Source organism: Bartonella sp. AA168HLJHH (genome assembly GCF_042197365.1).
GTDB lineage: Bacteria > Pseudomonadota > Alphaproteobacteria > Rhizobiales > Rhizobiaceae > Bartonella.
The window spans coordinates 103,335-122,786 of record NZ_JBHIRS010000006.1 but is presented as its reverse complement, the minus strand read 5'-3'; the positions used below and the strand labels follow the sequence as shown (position 1 = coordinate 122,786).

Annotated in this window: 19 protein-coding genes and 2 pseudogenes; 13 read left to right on the top strand and 8 right to left on the bottom strand. The window is 36.3% G+C overall.

Annotated features, from left to right (window positions below):
- Nucleotides 1–1,407: 1,407 nt before the first annotated feature.
- The 3 genes and pseudogenes from ACFINM_RS05565 to ACFINM_RS05555 form a co-directional block, all read right to left on the bottom strand.
- A pseudogene (locus tag ACFINM_RS05565) lies at nucleotides 1,408–1,590 on the bottom strand (hypothetical protein); the annotation flags it as partial.
- A 220-nt stretch (nucleotides 1,591–1,810) separates the two neighbouring features.
- Complete coding sequence (locus ACFINM_RS05560) at nucleotides 1,811–3,046, bottom strand: hypothetical protein (protein WP_375640858.1); 1,236 nt, start codon at nucleotides 3,044–3,046, stop codon at nucleotides 1,811–1,813.
- A complete protein-coding gene (locus ACFINM_RS05555) occupies nucleotides 3,036–3,509 on the bottom strand; it encodes a crossover junction endodeoxyribonuclease RuvC (RefSeq protein WP_375640857.1) in 474 nt (157 codons plus the stop codon). Before ACFINM_RS05555 ends, ACFINM_RS05560 begins: the two co-directional genes overlap by 11 nt.
- 29 nt (nucleotides 3,510–3,538) lie before the next feature.
- On the opposite strand from ACFINM_RS05555, the gene ACFINM_RS05550 reads away from it, so the two are divergent.
- Nucleotides 3,539–4,252 carry a hypothetical protein gene (locus ACFINM_RS05550; protein WP_375630472.1) on the top strand — a complete coding sequence of 238 codons (714 nt, stop codon included), beginning with the start codon at nucleotides 3,539–3,541 and terminating at the stop codon, nucleotides 4,250–4,252.
- Here the strand turns inward: ACFINM_RS05550 and ACFINM_RS05545 are convergent.
- From ACFINM_RS05545 to ACFINM_RS05535, 3 genes are read right to left on the bottom strand one after another with little or no spacing between them, the layout of a single operon-like run.
- On the bottom strand, nucleotides 4,225–4,983 hold the full coding sequence (locus tag ACFINM_RS05545; protein WP_375640856.1) for a hypothetical protein: 759 nt from the start codon (nucleotides 4,981–4,983) through the stop codon (nucleotides 4,225–4,227). The genes ACFINM_RS05550 and ACFINM_RS05545 overlap by 28 nt on opposite strands.
- Nucleotides 4,984–5,002: 19 nt before the next feature.
- Nucleotides 5,003–5,827 (bottom strand): hypothetical protein, encoded by an 825-nt coding sequence (locus ACFINM_RS05540; protein ID WP_375640855.1) that lies wholly within the window; start codon nucleotides 5,825–5,827, stop codon nucleotides 5,003–5,005.
- Between the two features lie 10 nt (nucleotides 5,828–5,837).
- Nucleotides 5,838–6,077 carry a helix-turn-helix domain-containing protein gene (locus ACFINM_RS05535; RefSeq protein ID WP_375640854.1) on the bottom strand — a complete coding sequence of 80 codons (240 nt, stop codon included), beginning with the start codon at nucleotides 6,075–6,077 and terminating at the stop codon, nucleotides 5,838–5,840.
- Between the two features lie 85 nt (nucleotides 6,078–6,162).
- Here ACFINM_RS05535 and ACFINM_RS05530 point away from each other — a divergent pair, with 85 nt between their 5' ends.
- The 12 genes and pseudogenes from ACFINM_RS05530 to ACFINM_RS05475 all read left to right on the top strand — a co-directional run bounded on the left by ACFINM_RS05530 (nucleotide 6,163) and on the right by ACFINM_RS05475 (nucleotide 14,813).
- Nucleotides 6,163–6,516, top strand: a complete 354-nt coding sequence (locus tag ACFINM_RS05530) for an XRE family transcriptional regulator (RefSeq protein ID WP_375614261.1) — start codon at nucleotides 6,163–6,165, stop codon at nucleotides 6,514–6,516.
- Between the two features lie 297 nt (nucleotides 6,517–6,813).
- A complete protein-coding gene (locus ACFINM_RS05525) occupies nucleotides 6,814–7,194 on the top strand; it encodes a hypothetical protein (RefSeq protein ID WP_375621921.1) in 381 nt (126 codons plus the stop codon).
- A gap of 70 nt (nucleotides 7,195–7,264) precedes the next feature.
- Complete coding sequence (locus ACFINM_RS05520) at nucleotides 7,265–8,023, top strand: antA/AntB antirepressor family protein (RefSeq protein WP_375613785.1); 759 nt, start codon at nucleotides 7,265–7,267, stop codon at nucleotides 8,021–8,023.
- Between the two features lie 12 nt (nucleotides 8,024–8,035).
- The gene (locus ACFINM_RS05515; RefSeq protein ID WP_375640853.1) at nucleotides 8,036–8,758 is read left to right on the top strand and encodes a hypothetical protein; all 723 of its coding nucleotides are present in this window, start codon (nucleotides 8,036–8,038) and stop codon (nucleotides 8,756–8,758) included.
- 72 nt (nucleotides 8,759–8,830) lie between these two features.
- Nucleotides 8,831–9,658, top strand: coding sequence for a phage recombination protein Bet (bet, locus tag ACFINM_RS05510; RefSeq protein ID WP_375640852.1), 828 nt, complete (start codon nucleotides 8,831–8,833; stop codon nucleotides 9,656–9,658).
- Nucleotide 9,659: 1 nt separating this feature from the next.
- Nucleotides 9,660–10,283, top strand: coding sequence for a lambda exonuclease family protein (locus ACFINM_RS05505; RefSeq protein ID WP_375640851.1), 624 nt, complete (start codon nucleotides 9,660–9,662; stop codon nucleotides 10,281–10,283).
- A 120-nt stretch (nucleotides 10,284–10,403) separates the two neighbouring features.
- The gene (locus ACFINM_RS05500) at nucleotides 10,404–10,622 is read left to right on the top strand and encodes a hypothetical protein (RefSeq protein WP_375640850.1); all 219 of its coding nucleotides are present in this window, start codon (nucleotides 10,404–10,406) and stop codon (nucleotides 10,620–10,622) included.
- Nucleotides 10,623–10,628: 6 nt separating this feature from the next.
- A pseudogene (locus tag ACFINM_RS05495) lies at nucleotides 10,629–11,665 on the top strand (tyrosine-type recombinase/integrase).
- Nucleotides 11,666–11,901: 236 nt separating this feature from the next.
- Nucleotides 11,902–12,828, top strand: coding sequence for a D-2-hydroxyacid dehydrogenase family protein (locus tag ACFINM_RS05490; protein WP_375629925.1), 927 nt, complete (start codon nucleotides 11,902–11,904; stop codon nucleotides 12,826–12,828).
- 229 nt (nucleotides 12,829–13,057) lie between these two features.
- Nucleotides 13,058–13,486 (top strand): MFS transporter, encoded by a 429-nt coding sequence (locus tag ACFINM_RS05485; protein WP_375621342.1) that lies wholly within the window; start codon nucleotides 13,058–13,060, stop codon nucleotides 13,484–13,486.
- An 88-nt stretch (nucleotides 13,487–13,574) separates the two neighbouring features.
- Nucleotides 13,575–13,733: a hypothetical protein gene (locus ACFINM_RS05480; RefSeq protein ID WP_375640849.1), complete on the top strand. Its 159-nt coding sequence runs from the start codon at nucleotides 13,575–13,577 to the stop codon at nucleotides 13,731–13,733.
- A gap of 726 nt (nucleotides 13,734–14,459) precedes the next feature.
- Nucleotides 14,460–14,813 (top strand): hypothetical protein, encoded by a 354-nt coding sequence (locus ACFINM_RS05475; protein WP_375640848.1) that lies wholly within the window; start codon nucleotides 14,460–14,462, stop codon nucleotides 14,811–14,813.
- A gap of 1,147 nt (nucleotides 14,814–15,960) precedes the next feature.
- Here the strand turns inward: ACFINM_RS05475 and ACFINM_RS05470 are convergent.
- Both ACFINM_RS05470 and miaA read right to left on the bottom strand, forming a co-directional pair.
- Entirely contained in the window at nucleotides 15,961–17,760 is a 1,800-nt protein-coding gene (locus tag ACFINM_RS05470) for an acetolactate synthase 3 large subunit (protein ID WP_375613385.1), read from the bottom strand.
- A gap of 270 nt (nucleotides 17,761–18,030) precedes the next feature.
- Entirely contained in the window at nucleotides 18,031–18,903 is an 873-nt protein-coding gene (miaA, locus tag ACFINM_RS05465) for a tRNA (adenosine(37)-N6)-dimethylallyltransferase MiaA (protein WP_375640847.1), read from the bottom strand.
- Between the last annotated feature and the right edge of the window lie 549 nt (nucleotides 18,904–19,452).

Here is a 19,452-nt window from a genome sequence, read left to right as displayed (position 1 = left end):
AATGCATATATACAAAACGTATCATATTGCAAGCGCTCTATGAGAGATATGAAAACTTATCAAAAGAAACGTAAATGGTGCGTATGATCTTTAATCACTCATTTGAATGAGAGAGCCTATAACGCTTGTTATGGCTATCAAACGTATCAAACAAATCAAAATGCTCGGTAGCTTTAACAATCCAATCAAAAGCAAATGCATATTCAATAAATATCTGCAAAAAACGTTCTTTTTACATTTGGAAGCGTTGGTTTTTACAAAGCAGCTTTTCATAAGATAAATAAACAAACGCTTTTATAAAGTGTAAGGTTTTTAAGATTTTGCTCTGCTGTGAAAGCTAAATCTTAGTTTTCTCATAAATGAAACGTTTTTAAGAGCAAATGATAACTAAGTTATAACTGTAATAAAAAAGAGTTTTAACGTTTCTTATAAAGATCTCATTTTATGTTTCAAACGTTTAAACGTGCATTTAATGAGGTTCTCATAAGCGTATTTGTACTTTTCATTAAAACCTAATTTCTTTAAATATTAGCCGGTCCATTTTGGGGATGTTATCTTAGAATAGAGCATTCTTAAATATTACAGCTTTTGACTCAAAATTAAGTAAAAACCCATACCTTATGATGTTACAATGGTTTTGAAGTTTACTTTCTTATCTTTGTCTAAATAGCTGCCCCCAAATTTGGAAAGAGCTCATTTGGTTTCGTATTTTTAAACTATAACTTTTAAAACGTTTTTAGTACCAAATCTAAAGTAGATAGTTATTCTACTGCCATGACATTATTTGCCTCCATTTTTTTGTGGAAGCGAATAGTTCCATTCTTAAAGACTAGCCTGCAATCTATTCATTAAAAGGCTTTTCATTTCATAAGATATAGCATTTGAATTTCATGACCTTTATTTCCTACCTCGGTAAAAAAATACCGTGGTTATAAAATCGATCTTGTCTTTAAATCCTTTTATGCAATCTTTAAAATGTTCGGTGTTATGATGATGCTGTTATGACAGCTCTCTATTTTGCGCTCGCCAATTTTGGCGAATGTTAATTTGCTCTTTTATGTGATTAACAATCCAATCTTTAAAACAAGATGTGATCTTTAAACGTATGTTATCGATATTTTCAAACGACTAAATTTAAAACAATGTGATTTGTGCTGTGATAAAAACGTATCATAAAATTTATGAACTGTTATGAATGATATCGGCTTTTCATTTTATTTGAATACACACATGCGTTATAATATTTACATCATGATTTGCTTTTTATGGTCTATTCATGCATGGCAATCTTATATCAAAAATGGTCAAATGAATCACGTATAAAAGTGTGGATTCTTAAGTGGATTCATATAAAATAACTTCACACAACCTATTGACTTTATTGTGTTTTTTGATATGATATCGAATATCAACATTCTCAGGTATCTCATGATACTGACCACCGTCAAATTCTTCATATTCTCTTGTACCATCATCATATTCGTAAAGATTGTAAAAATACTCTGCTACCCCTAATCCCCATGGGGCATGCCCCACCGCCGTTGCAACGAACTTTTTTCCCCCCTTCTGTTTACGTTTTCTTAAAAACATTTGGTTTAATATCCCCTATCTAAATCCATAACTTTACCAATGGGTTTATTTGCCTCAAAATGGACCGTACAGAAGCGTTTTTAATTTCAATGTGGTTTTTATCACAAAATCTTTAAATCGCTCTGTACGGTGCTTTTCTGCCAATTTAAACGCATATCTATTCTCAAAATCATCAGCAAACTTCACTACTTTGCTGTTTTTTTCGGATCCATAAGTGTCTTTAAGCGTAGATCGCTGTTGCAAGTTGATTGAAGCTTTCTGAAAGGTTATTTGCGAAATTGTTTGACGGTGGTTTATAACATGCGCTTTCATATAGTTTTTTCACTTCTGATTTTTTGTGTTTCTTAATTACCAATCCATATTCTGGATGCGTAATCCAATTATCCCAAGCGCTTTGCCAATCGCGTTCATTTGCATTTCGACATGGGTTGGATTTTGAAAAGCGTACAAATTTTTCAAATTCTGATAAGGCTTCATCATGCGTTAATCCTTGTTCAGTTGCGTATTGAAAATCGGGTTTGAAATCTTCTAGTATTCTTTCAACTTCTTGTTTTTCCCTTATTTTCTTTGTTCCTTCAAAAAAGTTTGCTTTCTCTGGAAAATAAGCAGGCATTATCTTATCAACGATTTCTGAAAGTTGTTTTCCAACCTTTTTAACTTTTCGTGAAGGCAATTTCTCAATCATCGCTTCGTCAATTTGCCATCGGTTGTTAGCTTTGTTTGAAGTGTTGGTATTTTGCTCGCGAATGATTGGTTGTTTGGTTTCTATCGTTTTGATTTGTTCTGATTGGCTTTCAACATCACACTCGATTGGCTCGTCAACCAAATCGTTTGTTTCTAAATTTTCAAAATCAATTTCTCTTTTTGATAAAATAATATTTTTATTTTTTTTGTTATTGTTATTGTTAATGTTATTGTTATATATATAGGCATCATTAAGCATCGCTTTAGCATCATGCTTAGCATGCTTAGCATCATTAAGCATCGTTTTAGCATCATTAAGCATTGCTTTAGCATCGTTTTTATCAGTATTTTCAGTAACTTGAGCATCATCACAAGCATCACAAGTATAAGTTGTATGTTTATCCCATCTTGCCTGCGCTGCTTTCTTTGCTCTCTCCGATAATCTCTTTGATCGTGATGCTTTTGATACCTTTTCTAAACTCTCATGAGAGTTAGAAAGCTCTTCTTCAACATCTAAATTCCACAAGCGACCATCTGCTAAACGAATGAGATATCCTTCTTCAAGCAAAACATTCAGTGCCGCTTCAAACTTCTTCACTGAATAACCAGTGTAATTAGATAAAACTTTAATATTATAAAAAAGAGGTTCACCAGTACGCAACATACGTAACCGTAATCGCATATAGATATTTCCCTCTACAGCAGGCAAATAATCAACAACAATTGCCCACTGGTCTGCAAAAAGCCTCGTCCATGGTAATTTAATGGACATACCCCAATTCCCTTTCTTTAACTAAATATAAAATTGCTAAAGCATCTGCTTCGTTATCATCTTTCGGATTGTGCCCTTTTGCACGCACCGCCTTAATCATCTCTTCTTTCGACGCATTCCCCTTGCCTGTCGTCGCTTTCTTAATCGTACTTACTGGTATCCCCTCATACGGTATCTGATGCTGTTCACACCACGCCGTTAACGTTGCTAACAAACCACCGTAAATATGCGCTGCATCTGTACCTTTATGACGCCTCACCTCTTCAAAATACACCACGTCAATTTGACCTGCTGTCTGCTTTATTTCTGATAGCCATTGTTTAAAACGCAAGTAACGCATTCCACCGCCTTCAAAACGGCGTGATTGAAAATTCACGGTACCACTGAACATGTCACCACTTGCACCACGTATCGCCCACCCCGTTTTGGTACCTAGATCAAAACAAAGAATCGTGTTAGTCACAACGCCGCTCCATACATAATGTGTTTTATATGATTGTTTTTTTCAAAAAGCGGGCTGAGAAAAATATGGAAGATACACCAACAACATATGAATGTATTTCTTTAATCATTAGTACGTTCTCTCTACTTTTTGTTTTGTATAAAAGCTACAAAGAACAAAAAGAAAAATGTTTAGGACAAAAGTTGCAAAACTGTACTGTACGTACAGTTTTTGAACATCTGTCTCCAAAGCATCCTAGTGACCTTGAAGGTGAATTGGAATTAGCCATTTACAATCCTACAAACCAAATAATCAAAATAAATCACATAAAAATACCTAAAAAACACCCATTTATATTTACTGAAGCACTCTACCCAGATCCTACCGAAGGTATCTCAGATTCTAAAAAACGTAAAAATGGAAAGAAAATCGCTTTAAAAAGCGAAAAGCATATTGATTTAATAGACCCAAAATTAGATCCTAACCATTTGGGATTTTTTGATCTTTTTAGTATAAAAGCCAAAAGTAAATTGACTCTTTGGTTTACCATACACCCACAAAAACCATGTTTAAGAAAACCTATAACCATCGTAGTTGAACATACCTCATGTAATAATCCAGAAAAAACTCTTGAGACCACTTTTTGTCTTGGTTTTTTCCGTTGGACAGATGAACAGGACAAAGCTTGGGAAAACGGGATATCTAAAGGAAAAGAACTTATGGATAGTTCTAATAACTACAACCATATTCCGCACTCCCAATAATAACGGAGTCGCTCCCATATTCTACGGTGCCAAGGTAGAGATGCCATGTATTGTTGTGGTGTTAACATAGACAATTTATAAGTCGTATTGGAAATGTAATTAAAGTTTGGAACTAGGTGATCACCACGTAATCTGCCGCCACCAAAAACAGCCCCTAAACCACTAATCCAACAATTACCTTCGTGACTGAGGTTCTCTTCACTCTCTACCCAGCCACCTAAATCACCTTTCTTTACTTTGCCAAAGCTTCTCAATGCTCGTATTCGGTGTAACTTGAAAGGACCGAGATCAACTGTATCGTCTGTAAGTTCGTATTTCTTTTTACTACTATTAACTAAATCACAACCACTAATAAAACCTGTATCAATCCATGCATCACCACACACACGGGCATTTCCACAAATTATTGCTGTACCGTATACATGTGCATTATCAAAAACTTTAGCATCAAAATAAACAATGGCATTGCCATAAACATGAGCGTTATCATAAACGTTGGCATTACCAAAAACCTTGGCTCGACCGTAAACCCTAGCACTACCATAAACCTTTGCATCGTCCCCAACCCAACAGTCTCCCTCATGACTTAAATTGCTTTCATTTTCAATAAAGCCACCTAGAGCACCTGCGTACACATCTCTAAAATTTCTTAAAGCACGTATACGATGAAGCGTAACTCCATTAACTTCGATTGTTTCATCAGTAAATTCATACTTCTTTTTAAGTATCATATCTTCCACCCCTATCTCCTCACTTACCCTTCTTCTTACTCTTCTTATTCTTATGAGGCGGCGCTTTTACTGCTTCATCACGCTGTTTAAGCTCTTGTGTTAGTCTTTCAACTTCCTCGTCGCGTGATTGAACATCTGCTTTTAGTGCCTGTATCTTTTCACTTTTCCGTTTAAACTCTTCTCGGTACGCATCTATCTTTTGCTTCAATTCTTTAATTTCCTCCTCACGTTCTTTAATCTCTTGCTTCAGTTCATCAATTTCCTCGTCGTCACATTCTTCCATCTTTTGTTTCAGTTCTTCAATTTCCGTATCACGTGATTGAACATCTGCTTTTAGTGCCTGTATCTTTTCACTTTTCCGTTTAAACTCTTCTCGGTACGCATCTATCTTTTGCTTCAATTCTTTAATTTCCTCCTCACGTTCTTTAATCTCTTGCTTCAGTTCATCAATTTCCTCGTCGTCACATTCTTCCATCTTTTGTTTCAGTTCTTCAATTTCCGTATCACGTGATTGAACATCTGCTTTTAGTGCCTGTATCTTTTCACTTTTCCGTGTAAAATCTTCTCGATACGCATCTATCTTTTGTTTTAGTTCTTCAATCTCTTGCTTCAGTTGTTTAATTTCCTTGTCACGTTCTTCAAGATCCGCATCACATTCATCAATTGTCTGCTTGCTTTCCATTAAATACCTAAACTCATTCTCTTTCATTTTTTTCTTAATATCTTGAACCTGCTCTTTAAGTGCTTTAACTTGGTTGCGATAATGCAATGCAATACGAAACATCACTCCGCTTAAGAGTAAAACTGAAACCACTGCTATCCATAAAATTTCATTCGAACTCATCTTTATCTCCTTAATGCTGTAAAGTTTCTCCGGTGTGATCAACACCGCAGCTCTTGCAAATTTTCGACATTGGGGGGTGTTGCTCTTGATCGCATAAAGATTTTAAAAGATAAGCAACTGCTCCTCTTGAAGGAACACCATATTTTTCCCAACGCCATACTGTTGATTTGTTGACGCCTAATAACGCCGCCATTTCGTCCAGCGTAAGATTAAGGCGTTTTCTTAGTTCTTTTGCTTCTATCTTATTCATGAAAAAAATATGCATTACGAGTATTTTAATGTCAAGTCGAAATGCATACCAATTTTATGCAATATGAGTAATATAGGAGATAAACATGCTTGATAAAATAACAGAGCAATCCTCTAGATTGATGAAAGCGCGTCTGGTACGTGGTTTTAGAAGTGCTAAAGAAGCAGCTAGATATTTTGGATGGAACTATTCTAGCTATATACAACATGAACAAGGTCTTAGAGGAATATCACGCGCATCTAAAAAATACGCAAAAGCATTTAGAATTAGTGAGGGATGGTTATTAACTGGAGAAGGAGAAGGTCCCTCCTTTCCAATATCTACGGTAGAACAGCCTATTGAAGAACAAATCATTGATCTGCTAAAGAAAACAAGTCAGACAGATAAAGAAACAATTCTTCACCTTCTAAGCCGCTTGAATAATGAAGAAAAAAAATGAAAGCTTTTTGTCTTTCATAACTAAATGTAGAAATTAGTTGCATTATTTCATTATCTAATTCCGTATCACTTTTTGTTTTTTTCATAACTTATTCCTCTCTCCTTCAGAGAAATGTCAATTAATGAAAATCCCCTATAAAGGATTTTTATCTTGTTACATAAAAAATACACATAATGCATATTTTTTTGTTGACCAGTATGCATAATGCGTATATACAGACACCATACCCCGAAAAAAAAAAACTATGTCAAGGCGTTTTTTTCAAAATGTATTTAATATTTTGATATGGAGGCATTTGTGAATAAACCAGTGTTTATAAATTCTGATGAAATTCTCTTAGTGATGTGCGAAAATGAAGAGCAAAATCTCGCTAAATCTGGTCCTTTCTTAGAAGAAAGTGACATGATAAAATTTATCGACCAAGCCGATAATGCTGTCCAAATTTTGCGTATTGAACCAACGACTAATCGTTGCGAAGATATCTCTGAAGATATTGCCGAATTCTATCTTAAAGAATGTGAAGAGCAGTGTTTCAACGGAAACATTCCTCACGATTTTATTCTACACAGCACAGCATACGGTTTTTTTTTAGATGATATAAAACAGCGCGAATATGATGATGCAATGTATGGTTCTTACGAAAAACAACACCGTTTGCGTCCTTGTGATGTGCTTTAAAAATTCTTAAGGGCGCATTTAAAAGCGCCCCCCTCTTTCCTCTTATTAAATTATCGGATGGAGTAAACTTATGAATAATCCTATCACTATTACAAATAACACCATTAACGAAGAAAGCGTTCAGACAGTCAATGCTCGTGACTTGCACGCATTCTTAGAAGCAAAACGAGACTTTTCCAATTGGATTAAGGACCGTATTAGCAGATACAATTTTATAGAAGGACAAGACTTTGTAAAAACACAAGATTTGCGGTCACCAAATTTGGCGAGCGCAAAATCTAGATCTGTTATTGCAATTAATTATCATCTCACCTTGGAAATGGCAAAAGAACTTTCCATGGTAGAGCGTAATGAAAAAGGAAAACAAGCCCGTCAATATTTTATTGAATGCGAGCGGCGTGCAAAGCAAGTTGTTACACCACAAATCGATTACTCAAGTCCACAAGTAATGTTAGGTGTATTAACTCATCTAAAAAATGAAAATGAGCGTAAAGACATCATCATTGAAGATTTAAAACCAAAAGCAATGGCTCTTGAAAGCTTACAACGCTCTGATGGGCTCTTCAGTCTTACTGAAGCCGCTAAAGTGCTCGAAATGCAACCAAAACAATTCATTCTCTTCCTACAGAAAAAAGGATGGGTGTATCGACGCACTTTCGGGGATCGCTTATTGCCTTATCAGGATAAAATCCAAAAAGGACTAATGGATTGTCCCACCATTACACTTCAAACCGCAAGTGGAATAGAAAAAGTCATTCCTTGCGCAAAAATCACAGCAAAAGGAATTGGTGTGTTGTCTCAAGAGATTAAAAAACAGAACATGCATTAAGGGAAATAAACCATGGAAAAAAAATACGAACTTACTGATGAAACAATTGAGTTTGATAGAAAAACTCTTCACCGTATTCGTGCTTTAAGGGATTTTGATGATGTCAAAAAAGGAGATCTTGGTGGCTTTATTGAAAAGGAATATAACTTAGGTCATGATGGCAATTGCTGGGTCTATGATGATGCCAAGGTGCTTGAAAGCGCTACCATTTTTCATAATGCCAAGATATTTGATGGCGCCTGTATTAGTGGAAATGCTTCAGTTTATTCTGATGCACAAGTTTACAGTCGTGCTGTTGTTTTTGGTAATGCCGAAGTTTCTGGTAGTGCACATGTTTTTGGTGATGCTGTTGTTCGCGACAAATCTCATGTTTACGGTGATGCAGAAGTTTACAATAGCGCACTCATTTATGGTGATGCAAAAGTTTTTGAGAATGCACGAATAAAGAATAGTGCCAATGTTTACGACAATGCTCATGTATATGGGAACGCAATAATTTGTGGTCCTGCTCTCATTTATAACAATGCTAAAGTTTATGGTGATGTCATTATATCATGCTCCAATTTCACGTATGAGGATGATATTAATTATGGAAATGTTGAGATTTTTGGAGATGCAAAAGTTTATGATAGTGCTCGCATTTATGACGCAGTCAAGATCTTTAGAAATGCCGAAATTCGTGGATTAGCTAATATTCGCGGAAACACGAGAATTCCTCAAGACATAAAAATTTAACAACCAACCAGCCTTTTAACACATGCGTGATTCATGCCACGGGAAAACTGTACGCAAATAAAGGAAAAAAACATGACAAATTCTACTTTTTTAAAAGAAATGGCAGGAAAATATGGATTTTCTGCTGAAGAATTTCGAGAAACAATCATAAAAACTTGTATTGGATATAAAAATGCTAATGCCATCTCTGATGCAGAATTTGCCGTTTTTCTTTTTGTTGCCAATACTTATGGACTTAACCCTTTAACAAAAGAAATCTATGCTCTCCCTAAAAAAGGCGGCGGCATCATACCCGTTGTTTCTATCGACGGTTGGATAAAGATCATCAAATCAAATCCTGACTTTGATGGCATGACCTTTCAAGATCAACTCGATAAAGACGGGAATCTCATTGCTATCAAATGTGCTATTCGTCTCAAAGACATTAAAGACCCTATCGAAGTCACCGAATATCTCAAAGAATGCGAACAAGACCACAGTGACCCTTGGAAAAAATACCCCGCACGTATGTTGCGCCATAAAGCCACTATACAATGTGCTCGCTATGCTTTCGGGCTTTCCGGTATTTATGAAGAAGATGAAGCAAAACGTATCAATGAAACAAACCATAACGTACAAACGAAGTTAGTTTCTTATGATGTGCTTACGCAAATCAAACAATTAATAAACATCACTCAAACAGAAGAGGAAAAAGTCCTTGAGTATGGACGAGTCCAAAAGCTTGAAGATCTTCCTGATGAAGTAGCACAAAGGATTTTGGATGTTTTGCAAAAGAGACAGCATGAAAAAGAACAATCTTTCCTACAACAAAAGCAAATAGAGGCGCCTATACAAGATGCCGAATATATTCACGTCCAAGATATAGAATATGCACCACAAGAACAAAGAACGGCGGTGTGAGATGGAACAAAGAACAGCAGAATGGTTTCAAGCGCGCTTGGGTAAAGTCACCGCATCAAACATTTACAACATACTCAATAAAACTACAAAAGGATTGCCTACGAGCAAATATGAAGACTACAAAATCAAACTCATAACAGAGCGCTTAACAGGCGAAACAAGCCCTTATTATGAAACTGAAGATATGAGATGGGGTATTGAACATGAAGAAGATGCCTTGAGAGAATATGGCTTCATTTATGATGCCAATATAACAAAGTGCGGCTTTATCCAACACCCCACAATAGAAATGGCGGGGGCTAGCCCCGATGGTCTCATTGGAGAAGACGGTTTAATCGAAGTCAAATGCCCGAGATCAGTAACACATATGCGCTTTTGTATAGGTGACGAAATCAAACCAGAATATCACGCACAAATGCAATTCCAAATGGCTTGTACAGGACGAAAATGGTGTGATTTCGTAAGCTATGACCCACGTTTTACGGGGGAATTCTTTCACTTACGCATGAAAGTCAAGCGTGTTCTCCGTGATGATCAACAAATTGAACAGATCAATCAAGCTGTTGAAACCTTTTTAGCAGAGATAGAACGAGAGATAAAACAACTCTCAACAAAAGCCGCTTAACCTTATGGGGGTGTTTTGTTCCCCGCATATCTACAAGCACCCCCGCCCTTTCATAACAACTTTTAAGTCATGCGTGATTCACGAAATGGGTAAATTGCGTCTCAATGTAGGAGAAAAGATATGGCGCCTCGTAAAGCTATCATAACGCAAGCAGACATTGCACGAGCTTTAAGAGAAGCAAAAAAGCAAAAATGCGAACTCATAGAAATCAAACCTACCGGTGAACTGCTTATCTATCTGAAAGCAGATATTCCAATACCAAATTCAGTTAGCCACCCAGACAAACTTTTAGATTTGTCAAAGAATGAATATTACGAAACCGCACTCTTTAAGATGTAAAATACCATGCCAAAACCACGTCCTCCTCATCTTGTCAAAGAAGTCACACGTCATGGTAAAATTATATGGTATGTACGTATTGGTCATGGACCACGTATTAGAATCCGCGGAACCTATGGAACGCAAGAGTTTGTTGACAACTACAAAAGCGCACTTGCCGAGTTACAAGGGCTTATACTTCCTAAATCAAAAACTGGTAAGCTAGTCGAAGGTTCATTCGCATGGCTCCTTAAACAGTATTTTAATAGCTCCAATTGGCATAACCTCGCTAAAGCCACAAAGAAACAAAGAGAATACACTCTTATGAAAGTGTGCGATACTATAGGTCACATTTCATACCAAGCAATCGAAAAGAAACATATCATAGCCGGTGTTGAACGGCGCAAAGAAACACCAGCAATGGCTAGAGACTTTCTACAATCCCTAAATGGGCTTTTTAAATGGGCAATTGAACACGGACTTTTGGAAAGCAACCCTACTTTAGGTATCACAAGACCTCCTCTTAAAAATAAAGAGGGCTTTCCCGTTTGGACAGAAGAAGATGTTGAAAAATATTACCAACGCTGGTCACATGGTACCCATGAACGTGTTTGGATTGATGTTCTTTTATATACGGGTCTGCGTCGTGGTGATGCGGTCCGCATTGGCTGGAAAGACGTCAAAGATAATATCATTCACATCAAAACAGAAAAGAGCCAATTTAAAACAGATGTCTTTCTACCTATTTTACCGGAATTAGCCAAAACGCTTGAAGTTGGTCCTATTGGAGAAGAAACATTCATTTGTGGTAAACGCGGGAAAAAATACCCAAAAAAAGCTTCGGAATTACATTTTATAATGCTTGTACCCAAGCAGGTATCAAAAAATCAGCGCATGGCTTAAGAAAATTAGCAGCAACACGCGCAGCTAACTCTGGTGCAACAGTATCACAATTGAAAGCACTCTTTGGCTGGACAAATGACAGTATGGCATCTCTTTATACCAAGAGCGCAGATCGCAAAAAACTCTCCCTTGAATCGATACAAAAGCTCCAAAAAAGTTAGGGATAGAGATAAAAAAACATAATAGAATCAATAAGCACCTAATCCCTTACTACAAATATAACTTTTTGATTTAATTATTATTTGTTACCGTTGCTAGAAATAACAATAAATCAAGGGATATAATTTGTTAATAGGCTTGGCGTTATGTCAAAATATCAGCGATGAGATTGCTTTTTGGTTGTTTTAGAAATGAAATAATGAGCTCAAATATTGATGAATGAAACGGGAGGTTTAAATTGAAAATATTAATTCCAGATGACTATCAAAAAGCCACCCTAACATTACAGTCTATTACAAAATTAATGACATCACATGAAGTGCTGGTTATAAATAATTTAGCTAAAGAATGTGATTTAGAAGATAAGCTCAAAGAGATAGATATTCTTATCTTAATCAGAGAGCGGACTATAGTTGATAGAAATCTTCTCCTGAAACTGCCAAATTTAAAATTAATCTGCCAAACAGGCCCTATAGGTTCACATATTGATATAGAAACTTGTAGAGACTTAGGAATTGAAATATTAGACGGTGGTGGAGATCCAACTTCTGCTGCTGAATTTGCGTGGCTCTTAATTATGTCTGCGCGTAGAAAACTCTGTAAATCTGTATCTGATATGAAAAAAGGACGATGGCAAACAACATTTGGCAACCAAATGAAAGGGGCTACTCTTGGAATATTCGGGTTTGGCCGTATTGGTAAAATGGTTGCTCAATATGCTCAAGCTTTTGGCATGTCCATTTTGGTTTATGGGAGCGAGCGTTCAACGCAAGAAGCAAAAAATTTAGGTTATCATTTTACGCATTCAAAAGATGAATTTTTTACACGTCCTGACGTTATATCCGTCCATTTACGTTTAAGCGATAAAACCAGAGAAATCATAAAATTAGATGATCTATTGAGCATGAAACCTCATGCTATTTTTGTCAACACAGCGCGTTCAGCTTTGGTTGAAAAAGGGGCGATAGAAAAAATACTAAGTTTGGAAAATTCAATTTACTTTGCACTGGATGTTTATGACAGCGAGCCAGTATATGAAAGCAAATTATTGCAATCAGATAGAGTTCTTTGCACACCGCATCTGGGCTATGTGACTGAAGAAAGCTTTGAGAATTATTTTGAAAAAGCTTGCCAAAATATAGCTTCTTTTATAAAGAGCACTTAATGCCGGCTGAGCCAATGTTTGTAAAATTATCTTATATCACTAGCATATCAAATTTGTACGACACATAATAGCTTATTTCCTTAAATTAAGCATATTCCTTAGCTTTCATATTCATACCAATCGTATTGACAGATTTTTATGTAATCAGCATAAAATACCTCATTTATTATTGCAATCATTATTAAAAAAGGCTACTTCATTGGAATGCACTTTAATTGGAGGGGGCATAGTGGGCAATAATAAATTTATAGAAAAAAATTATTATAGATGGATTGTATTACTTGTTGCCACGATCGCTCAAGCATCAGCCTGCTTCTTTGTTCAAGGGATTGGTCCTTTAGCTGAATTTTTTAAGAAGGATTTCTCGCTTAGTGACTCTCAGATAGGTTTACTATCTTCAGCAGCACAGTTCCTACCTATTATTGGATTACTTGTAGCTGGTGAATTACTAGACAAGTTTAACGAGCACTATATTATTGGAGTTGGCGCGATCGGCGTTTCTGTCGCTCTTTTGTTGGAAGCAATCGCAGATAACTATATTTCCCTTTTGGTTTGTTTGCTAATTGTAGGGGGATTTATAGTTCTGCTCAACTCGGTAGTGCTAAATCCGTTTCTTCATGGTTTCCACAATCGCAACGCGGATTTGCAATGGGAATAAGGCAGGCGGGGCTACCATTAGGTAGAGGCATTAGCTGGGTATAGTTATTCCTGCGAGTGCCCTTGTCTATGGCATACAAGGTGCGTTTTTGGTCGGTGCCATCGTTTCTTTTTTAGGGGGATGTATATTTATTATTTTTTATCACGCACCAGCAAAAGTTATCACTATCGTTCCAGAAAGCAAGGCAAAAGTTTCGTTCTATGCAAATGTAAGGTCACGTCTTGCGATGTGGCTGCGCCGCATATGAAGAATAATATTTTTTCAAACGTTTCACTTGTGATCGTTTAATATGTTTTAACCATTTTTATAACGATTTATTTTTATAGAATCTATCACCTGTCTCTAGATAAAAGTGCTTATTTATTTTTTGTTTCACAGGCTTCTGGTGCCTTAGGAAGAATTATTTTAGCAGCGTGGAGTGATCATTGTAGAAAAGGACGATTTTTTCCTGTCTTGTTTTGCATGATTGCAATCGTTTTTGGATTTTTAATATTAATTTTGAGCATGAGTGGATCGATAATTTATTTAACTATTTTATCTGCTTGGTTAGTTTTTGGAGGAATGGGATAGTATGGCCCTTGGGTTGCTTATATTGTAGACTCTTCGCCGAAAGAAAGCGTTGGCTTTTCTCTGGATTTAGGAATGTCTATAAATCAAATCGCAATCATTACTGCTCCACCATTATTTGGATTAATCCAAAATTTTACAGAAACTTATTTACTAACATGGCTGATTTTAATTATTGTTTTTTCACTTTTCTTAATAAGAAAGTAGGGAAATATAATTGGGAGGAAATTATAATGATAAATGAAAATACTTTTGAGTTGAGCAATATCGAAAGAGACAAACTTTGGGAGGCTTTAGACCATGTTATTTATGATCCATACGGGTGGTATTGAATATTCGGTTGAGCTAAAAAATAGCATTTTCGCTGCTACCCCATAGAATATTAACAATTCTTATGAACCAAAAGGTGTCTATTACTCCCAGACCATATCTAATCTTTGAAAATCTTCCAATTGATAGACAAATTAATACGTCACCTAATCCTTATAATTTAGATGAGTCTTGTAAAAGTGGCTATATTAGCGAAAATTTAATTATGATGTTTTCTTTATTGATCGGAGAGCCTTATTCAATTAAGTTTGAAGGCGAACATATAGTAAATAACCTAGTTCCTTTAGAGGATAATAAAAAAGATTATACAGGATTAGGATCTGAAGTTGAATTAGATTTTTATACAGAAAATGCTGCACTAAAATTTATAACGAGTTTAAATTTATCTCCTAAAGGGGATAATTTTATCTGGTGTTCGCAATGGTGTTGATGGCCCGTTAACGAGAATATCTGATACACGTCTAGCTTTAAAACTTTTAAGTGAGGAGGATTTGAGGAGCTTAAGGGATAATTTATATATAATTAATGTTCCCTATAGATGGAGAAAAAATGGGGTAACCTCTACAAGTAAAGTGCCCCTAGTTCAAGGGGACGGTGAATTCCCAGATATCAGCGCTGTTTTTTATCCAGGCATGTTAGAGCCACAGTCAAAAAAGCCAAGAAAGCTTCAGATCATTTTTATGAAGCTATTAAGGCTGTATCTTTTGGAATTGATGTACAACCCATAAGATTATTATACATTGATAACAGAATGGCTCTACACTCTAGAGATAAATTTTATGGATCATTTGATCGTTATGAAAATCCAATGCGGTGGATTCAAAGAGTGTTTGTGTCTGCAGATTTATGGAATCATAGATATGTAGAACAAATAAAAGAAAGAGTATTTGATTTTCAATGCTAATGTCCTGATAATGATATAATGGTGAGTATTATTCTGATTTATATATATATTGACTACATATCTCATATGTATAGATTCCTCCCGCATAATCAGGTGAGGCTACTACCTGATTATAGGCTATGGTGGCCAATTGATTTTCTATGACTGCATTTGCTTTTTGTTATATTTGCCCTTCTTTTCAAGTCGCTAGGGGATTCTCCTATCAAGCCCTTGAAAGAGTGATTTGGAGTAATTTCATAATGCGAAACCAAAACATAGTGACAAACTTTTCTATTGTTTTCACAAATATGACGGTTTGCATGGTTGCACCCTTCAAGCAGTGTGGCTTTTTTTCTTGCACGATGAAATCATTCATATATGAGACAACATAATTAATTTATAACAGATAATTCAATGTATTATCTAAAAAATGCAACGAAATAGCTATTAATGTGAACATATGAATTAAAAAAACAAACATCGCGTACAAATAAATTCAAACATAATTGTGCACACGACTTATAACATTTTTTAGATGAACAAATAATAATACACCCCATGTCTTTAAACAAAGAATGAAAATCATAAAATGAGCTCTAAGGATAATAGGAACTCTCCACAAAGAAGTGACAGAGATGAAGACTCCAAAGACTTCATCATCACCATCCTTCAGCATTTTGTTAACATATTCATTTTATACAAGAATCTTTCCCTCGGAAGAAATAGCATTTGCAATAGCTTCTTCGCTTGCCTCATCGGGTAATAACATCTCATTATGAGCACATCCCGATGGGATCATAGGAAAACAGTTTTCTAAATGATAAACACGACAATCAAAAAGAACAGGCTTATCACAGTCAATCATCTGCTGAATTTTATCATCAAGTTCATCGGGTTTTGAACAATGAATTCCCACGGCTCCATAAGCTTGTGCCAATTTCACAAAGTCAGGCATAGATTCCGTATAAGAATGAGAAAGACGATTACCATGCAGCAATTGCTGCCACTGGCGGACCATTCCCATATACTGATTATTTAAAATGAAAATTTTCACCGGTGTGTCATGCTGAATAGCTGTTGCAAGCTCTTGAATATTCATCTGAATGGAGGCATCACCAGAAATACACACAACAAGCGCATCAGGATGCGCTATTTGAACACCTATAGCAGCAGGTAAACCATATCCCATCGTTCCAAGACCACCAGAAGTCATCCAATGTTTTGGTTCATCAAAATGATAATACTGCGCTGCCCACATCTGATGCTGCCCGACATCCGTTGTAATATAAGCATTCGCATCTTTGGTAAAAGCATACAGCCGTTCAAGAGCATATTGCGGCATAATGACATCTTTTTTCTCCGCATATGCCAATGAATTACGAGCTTTCCAACGGTTAATTTGCGTCCACCACGCCTCACGGACTTCACTGTTAAACGCTGGTTGCTGTATCTTTAAGAGTTGCGTCATATCTCCTAAAACACAAGCCACATCACCAATAATTGGAACTTCTGCTTTTACAATTTTATTGATAGAAGAAGGGTCAATATCAATATGAATAATACGCGCATGAGGTGCAAATGCATCAAGGCGCCCGGTGATACGATCATCAAATCGTGCTCCAACAGCTAACATGACATCACAATCATGCATGGCCATATTAGCCTCATAGGTTCCATGCATTCCAAGCATTCCAAGCCAATTTTTACCGGAAGCAGGATAAGCACCAAGTCCCATTAATGTTGAAGTAATCGGAAAATCCCCCAATTGAACCAAATTACGTAAAAGCTGTATAGCTTTCATCCCCGATGAAATAACACCACCTCCAGAATAAATAATAGGGCGTTTTGCCTCAACTAAAAGAGAAACGGCAGATTCAATAGCCTTAGTATTCCCTTTCAACGATGGAAAAGAATGTAAAGACTCCTGAACTTGAGGTGCTCTATAAAATCCTGAAGCAAATTGAACATCCTTAGGAATATCAATCAAAACCGGCCCAGGACGACCTGATTGAGCAAGAAAAAAAGCTTCATGAATAATAGCCGCAAGATCATTGACATTTTTAACCAGCCAATTACGCTTCGTACAAGGCTTTGTAATTCCAACTGTATCAGCCTCTTGAAAAGCATTTGTTCCAATCACCGTTGTTGACACCTGCCCAGAAAAACAAATAAGAGGTATCGAATCCATAAGAGCATCTTGCAAAGGTGTAACAGCATTCGTTGCCCCTGGACCAGAAGTCACAAGCATAACCCCTACCTTCCCTGTGCTGCGTGCATAGCCTTCAGCTGCATGCCCTGCGGCTTGTTCATGGCGCACCAAAATATGCTGGAGTGTATCTTGGTGATAAAGAACATCAAAAATAGGCAAAACAGCCCCACCAGGATAACCAAAAATATGTTCAACGCCTTGATCTATAAGAGCTTGAACCACTATTTCAGCGCCCGACATTATTTTTCCATCTGCACTCTCTTGCTTTCTTGGATCATTTCTCATTTTTCCCACTCACCTACTTTATAGGACAATAAAAAAGCCCCTAACGGAGCCCATAAAAAAAGCCCCCAAAGGAGCCCATTACACAACACATACTGTATGATTACCCCCATTATTCCAACGTATAAAATATATAAAAAATTCCTTGTAGAGAGATTTCTAATTCCATTGATACCATTCGTCAATAAAAAATTATATTTTCTAAAAAATTTCTTTTTCACGAATTATCTTTTATCTTTCGATAAGTTTCTTTGCAAAGCTCTAACTCTTTTATCAAAAAGTAAGCATCCATTCTTCATCAAATTGATTACGAAACCATGTCATTTGTCTTTTTGCATATCTCCTCGTTTGTATTTTTACCGCTTCAAGAGCATTCTCAAAGCTTCTATATCCATCCAAATAAGCCATAAATTCAGGTATACCAATAGCCTTCATTGCTGGTAAAGAAGGGGAAAGTTTAAGTTTTTTCATAGCCACCACTTCTTCTAAAGCTCCTCTTTCAATCATAGAATCCAAGCGTTTATGAATACGTTCATAAAGCAGAGAACGTGGTGGCATGAGAAGAATTTTTTCGGTCAAATTCGGCGCAATGATAGGTGTTGTTTTTTGTTTCTGCCACCAACTGAGCGTCTTACCGGTTGCATCATAAACTTCCAAAGCACGGACAATACGCTGTCTATCGTGCGAAGAAATTTTTTCAGCAACAACAGCATCAATCTGCAACAACTGGCGATAAAGACTTTCAGGTCCCTCTTTATCAAGCAGCAAACGCCACTTCTGCCGCACAACATCTGGAACATGAGGGATTTCCGAAATCCCCTCTAAAAGAGCACGAAAATAAAGTCCTGTCCCACCAACAAAAATAACTGATCTTAAAGAAAAAGTAGTCAATAGCTTCTCGACATCACACAACCATTGCCCTACCGAATAATTCAAAATAGGACTCACATGACCATAAAGATAATGGGGAACAATCGCGGTATCAGCCTCCCCCGGCCGTGCCGTTAAAATATTTAAAACATCATAAACCTGCATTGAATCAGTATTAATAATGAGAGCATTTTTTTCTTGAGCCATTTGCAAGGCAAGTTCTGACTTCCCACTTGCCGTTGGCCCCGCTATTAATGTAACTGTTCTCTGTGCCATGAATAGCAATTTCTCCCAATCAATAATTTATTACAACATGCAGACACCCCCAAAGCCTTCCTGTATTTTCTCTCCATTATCATAGAGTAAATACTTCAAACAAAAAATACGAACACAAATTCCCCTTAAGACAAAGCCCCTTATGAAACTTATAAAAAAGAAAAAATGGACTTAATAACAACACCAAAGGAATTTCCAAGCATTTTTTGCTATCGTAATTCAATAACAAACCACAGCTATAATAATTCTGTCCGTTAAGGCCATTAAAAATATACTCTTTGTCATCATTTATGAAAATAATACTAAGTTTAATCTATACAATCAAATAGCTTTATTTTTTCCTATAAAAATAGCATGCTAAGCCGGTTTATAATAAGAGCCTCATAAAGCATCATATCAATACCATTTACTTGCGCATCACAAGCAGAGATAAAAATTGACTTAAGAAAGGTGTACCAATATCTCTTATGCAGCATTTCAAAGTCTAGGCTGTTACAATATTGAGAACTGAAAAATACTATGATGACACCAATTTATACTTTGATATTC

What these genes read in the sequence shown, in the direction of transcription:
- miaA (WP_375640847.1), bottom strand. Translation starts at nt 18,903, where the DNA reads ATGGCACAGAGAACAGTTACATTAATAGCGGGGCCAACGGCAAGTGGG.
- ACFINM_RS05520 (WP_375613785.1), top strand. Translation starts at nt 7,265, where the DNA reads ATGAATAATCCTATCACTATTACAAATAACACCATTAACGAAGAAAGC.
- ACFINM_RS05530 (WP_375614261.1), top strand. Translation starts at nt 6,163, where the DNA reads ATGCTTGATAAAATAACAGAGCAATCCTCTAGATTGATGAAAGCGCGT.
- ACFINM_RS05535 (WP_375640854.1), bottom strand. Translation starts at nt 6,077, where the DNA reads ATGAATAAGATAGAAGCAAAAGAACTAAGAAAACGCCTTAATCTTACG.
- ACFINM_RS05500 (WP_375640850.1), top strand. Translation starts at nt 10,404, where the DNA reads ATGGCGCCTCGTAAAGCTATCATAACGCAAGCAGACATTGCACGAGCT.
- ACFINM_RS05515 (WP_375640853.1), top strand. Translation starts at nt 8,036, where the DNA reads ATGGAAAAAAAATACGAACTTACTGATGAAACAATTGAGTTTGATAGA.
- ACFINM_RS05470 (WP_375613385.1), bottom strand. Translation starts at nt 17,760, where the DNA reads ATGAGAAATGATCCAAGAAAGCAAGAGAGTGCAGATGGAAAAATAATG.
- ACFINM_RS05560 (WP_375640858.1), bottom strand. Translation starts at nt 3,046, where the DNA reads ATGTCCATTAAATTACCATGGACGAGGCTTTTTGCAGACCAGTGGGCA.
- ACFINM_RS05540 (WP_375640855.1), bottom strand. Translation starts at nt 5,827, where the DNA reads ATGAGTTCGAATGAAATTTTATGGATAGCAGTGGTTTCAGTTTTACTC.
- bet (WP_375640852.1), top strand. Translation starts at nt 8,831, where the DNA reads ATGACAAATTCTACTTTTTTAAAAGAAATGGCAGGAAAATATGGATTT.
- ACFINM_RS05550 (WP_375630472.1), top strand. Translation starts at nt 3,539, where the DNA reads ATGATTGTTTTTTTCAAAAAGCGGGCTGAGAAAAATATGGAAGATACA.
- ACFINM_RS05505 (WP_375640851.1), top strand. Translation starts at nt 9,660, where the DNA reads ATGGAACAAAGAACAGCAGAATGGTTTCAAGCGCGCTTGGGTAAAGTC.
- ACFINM_RS05545 (WP_375640856.1), bottom strand. Translation starts at nt 4,983, where the DNA reads ATGATACTTAAAAAGAAGTATGAATTTACTGATGAAACAATCGAAGTT.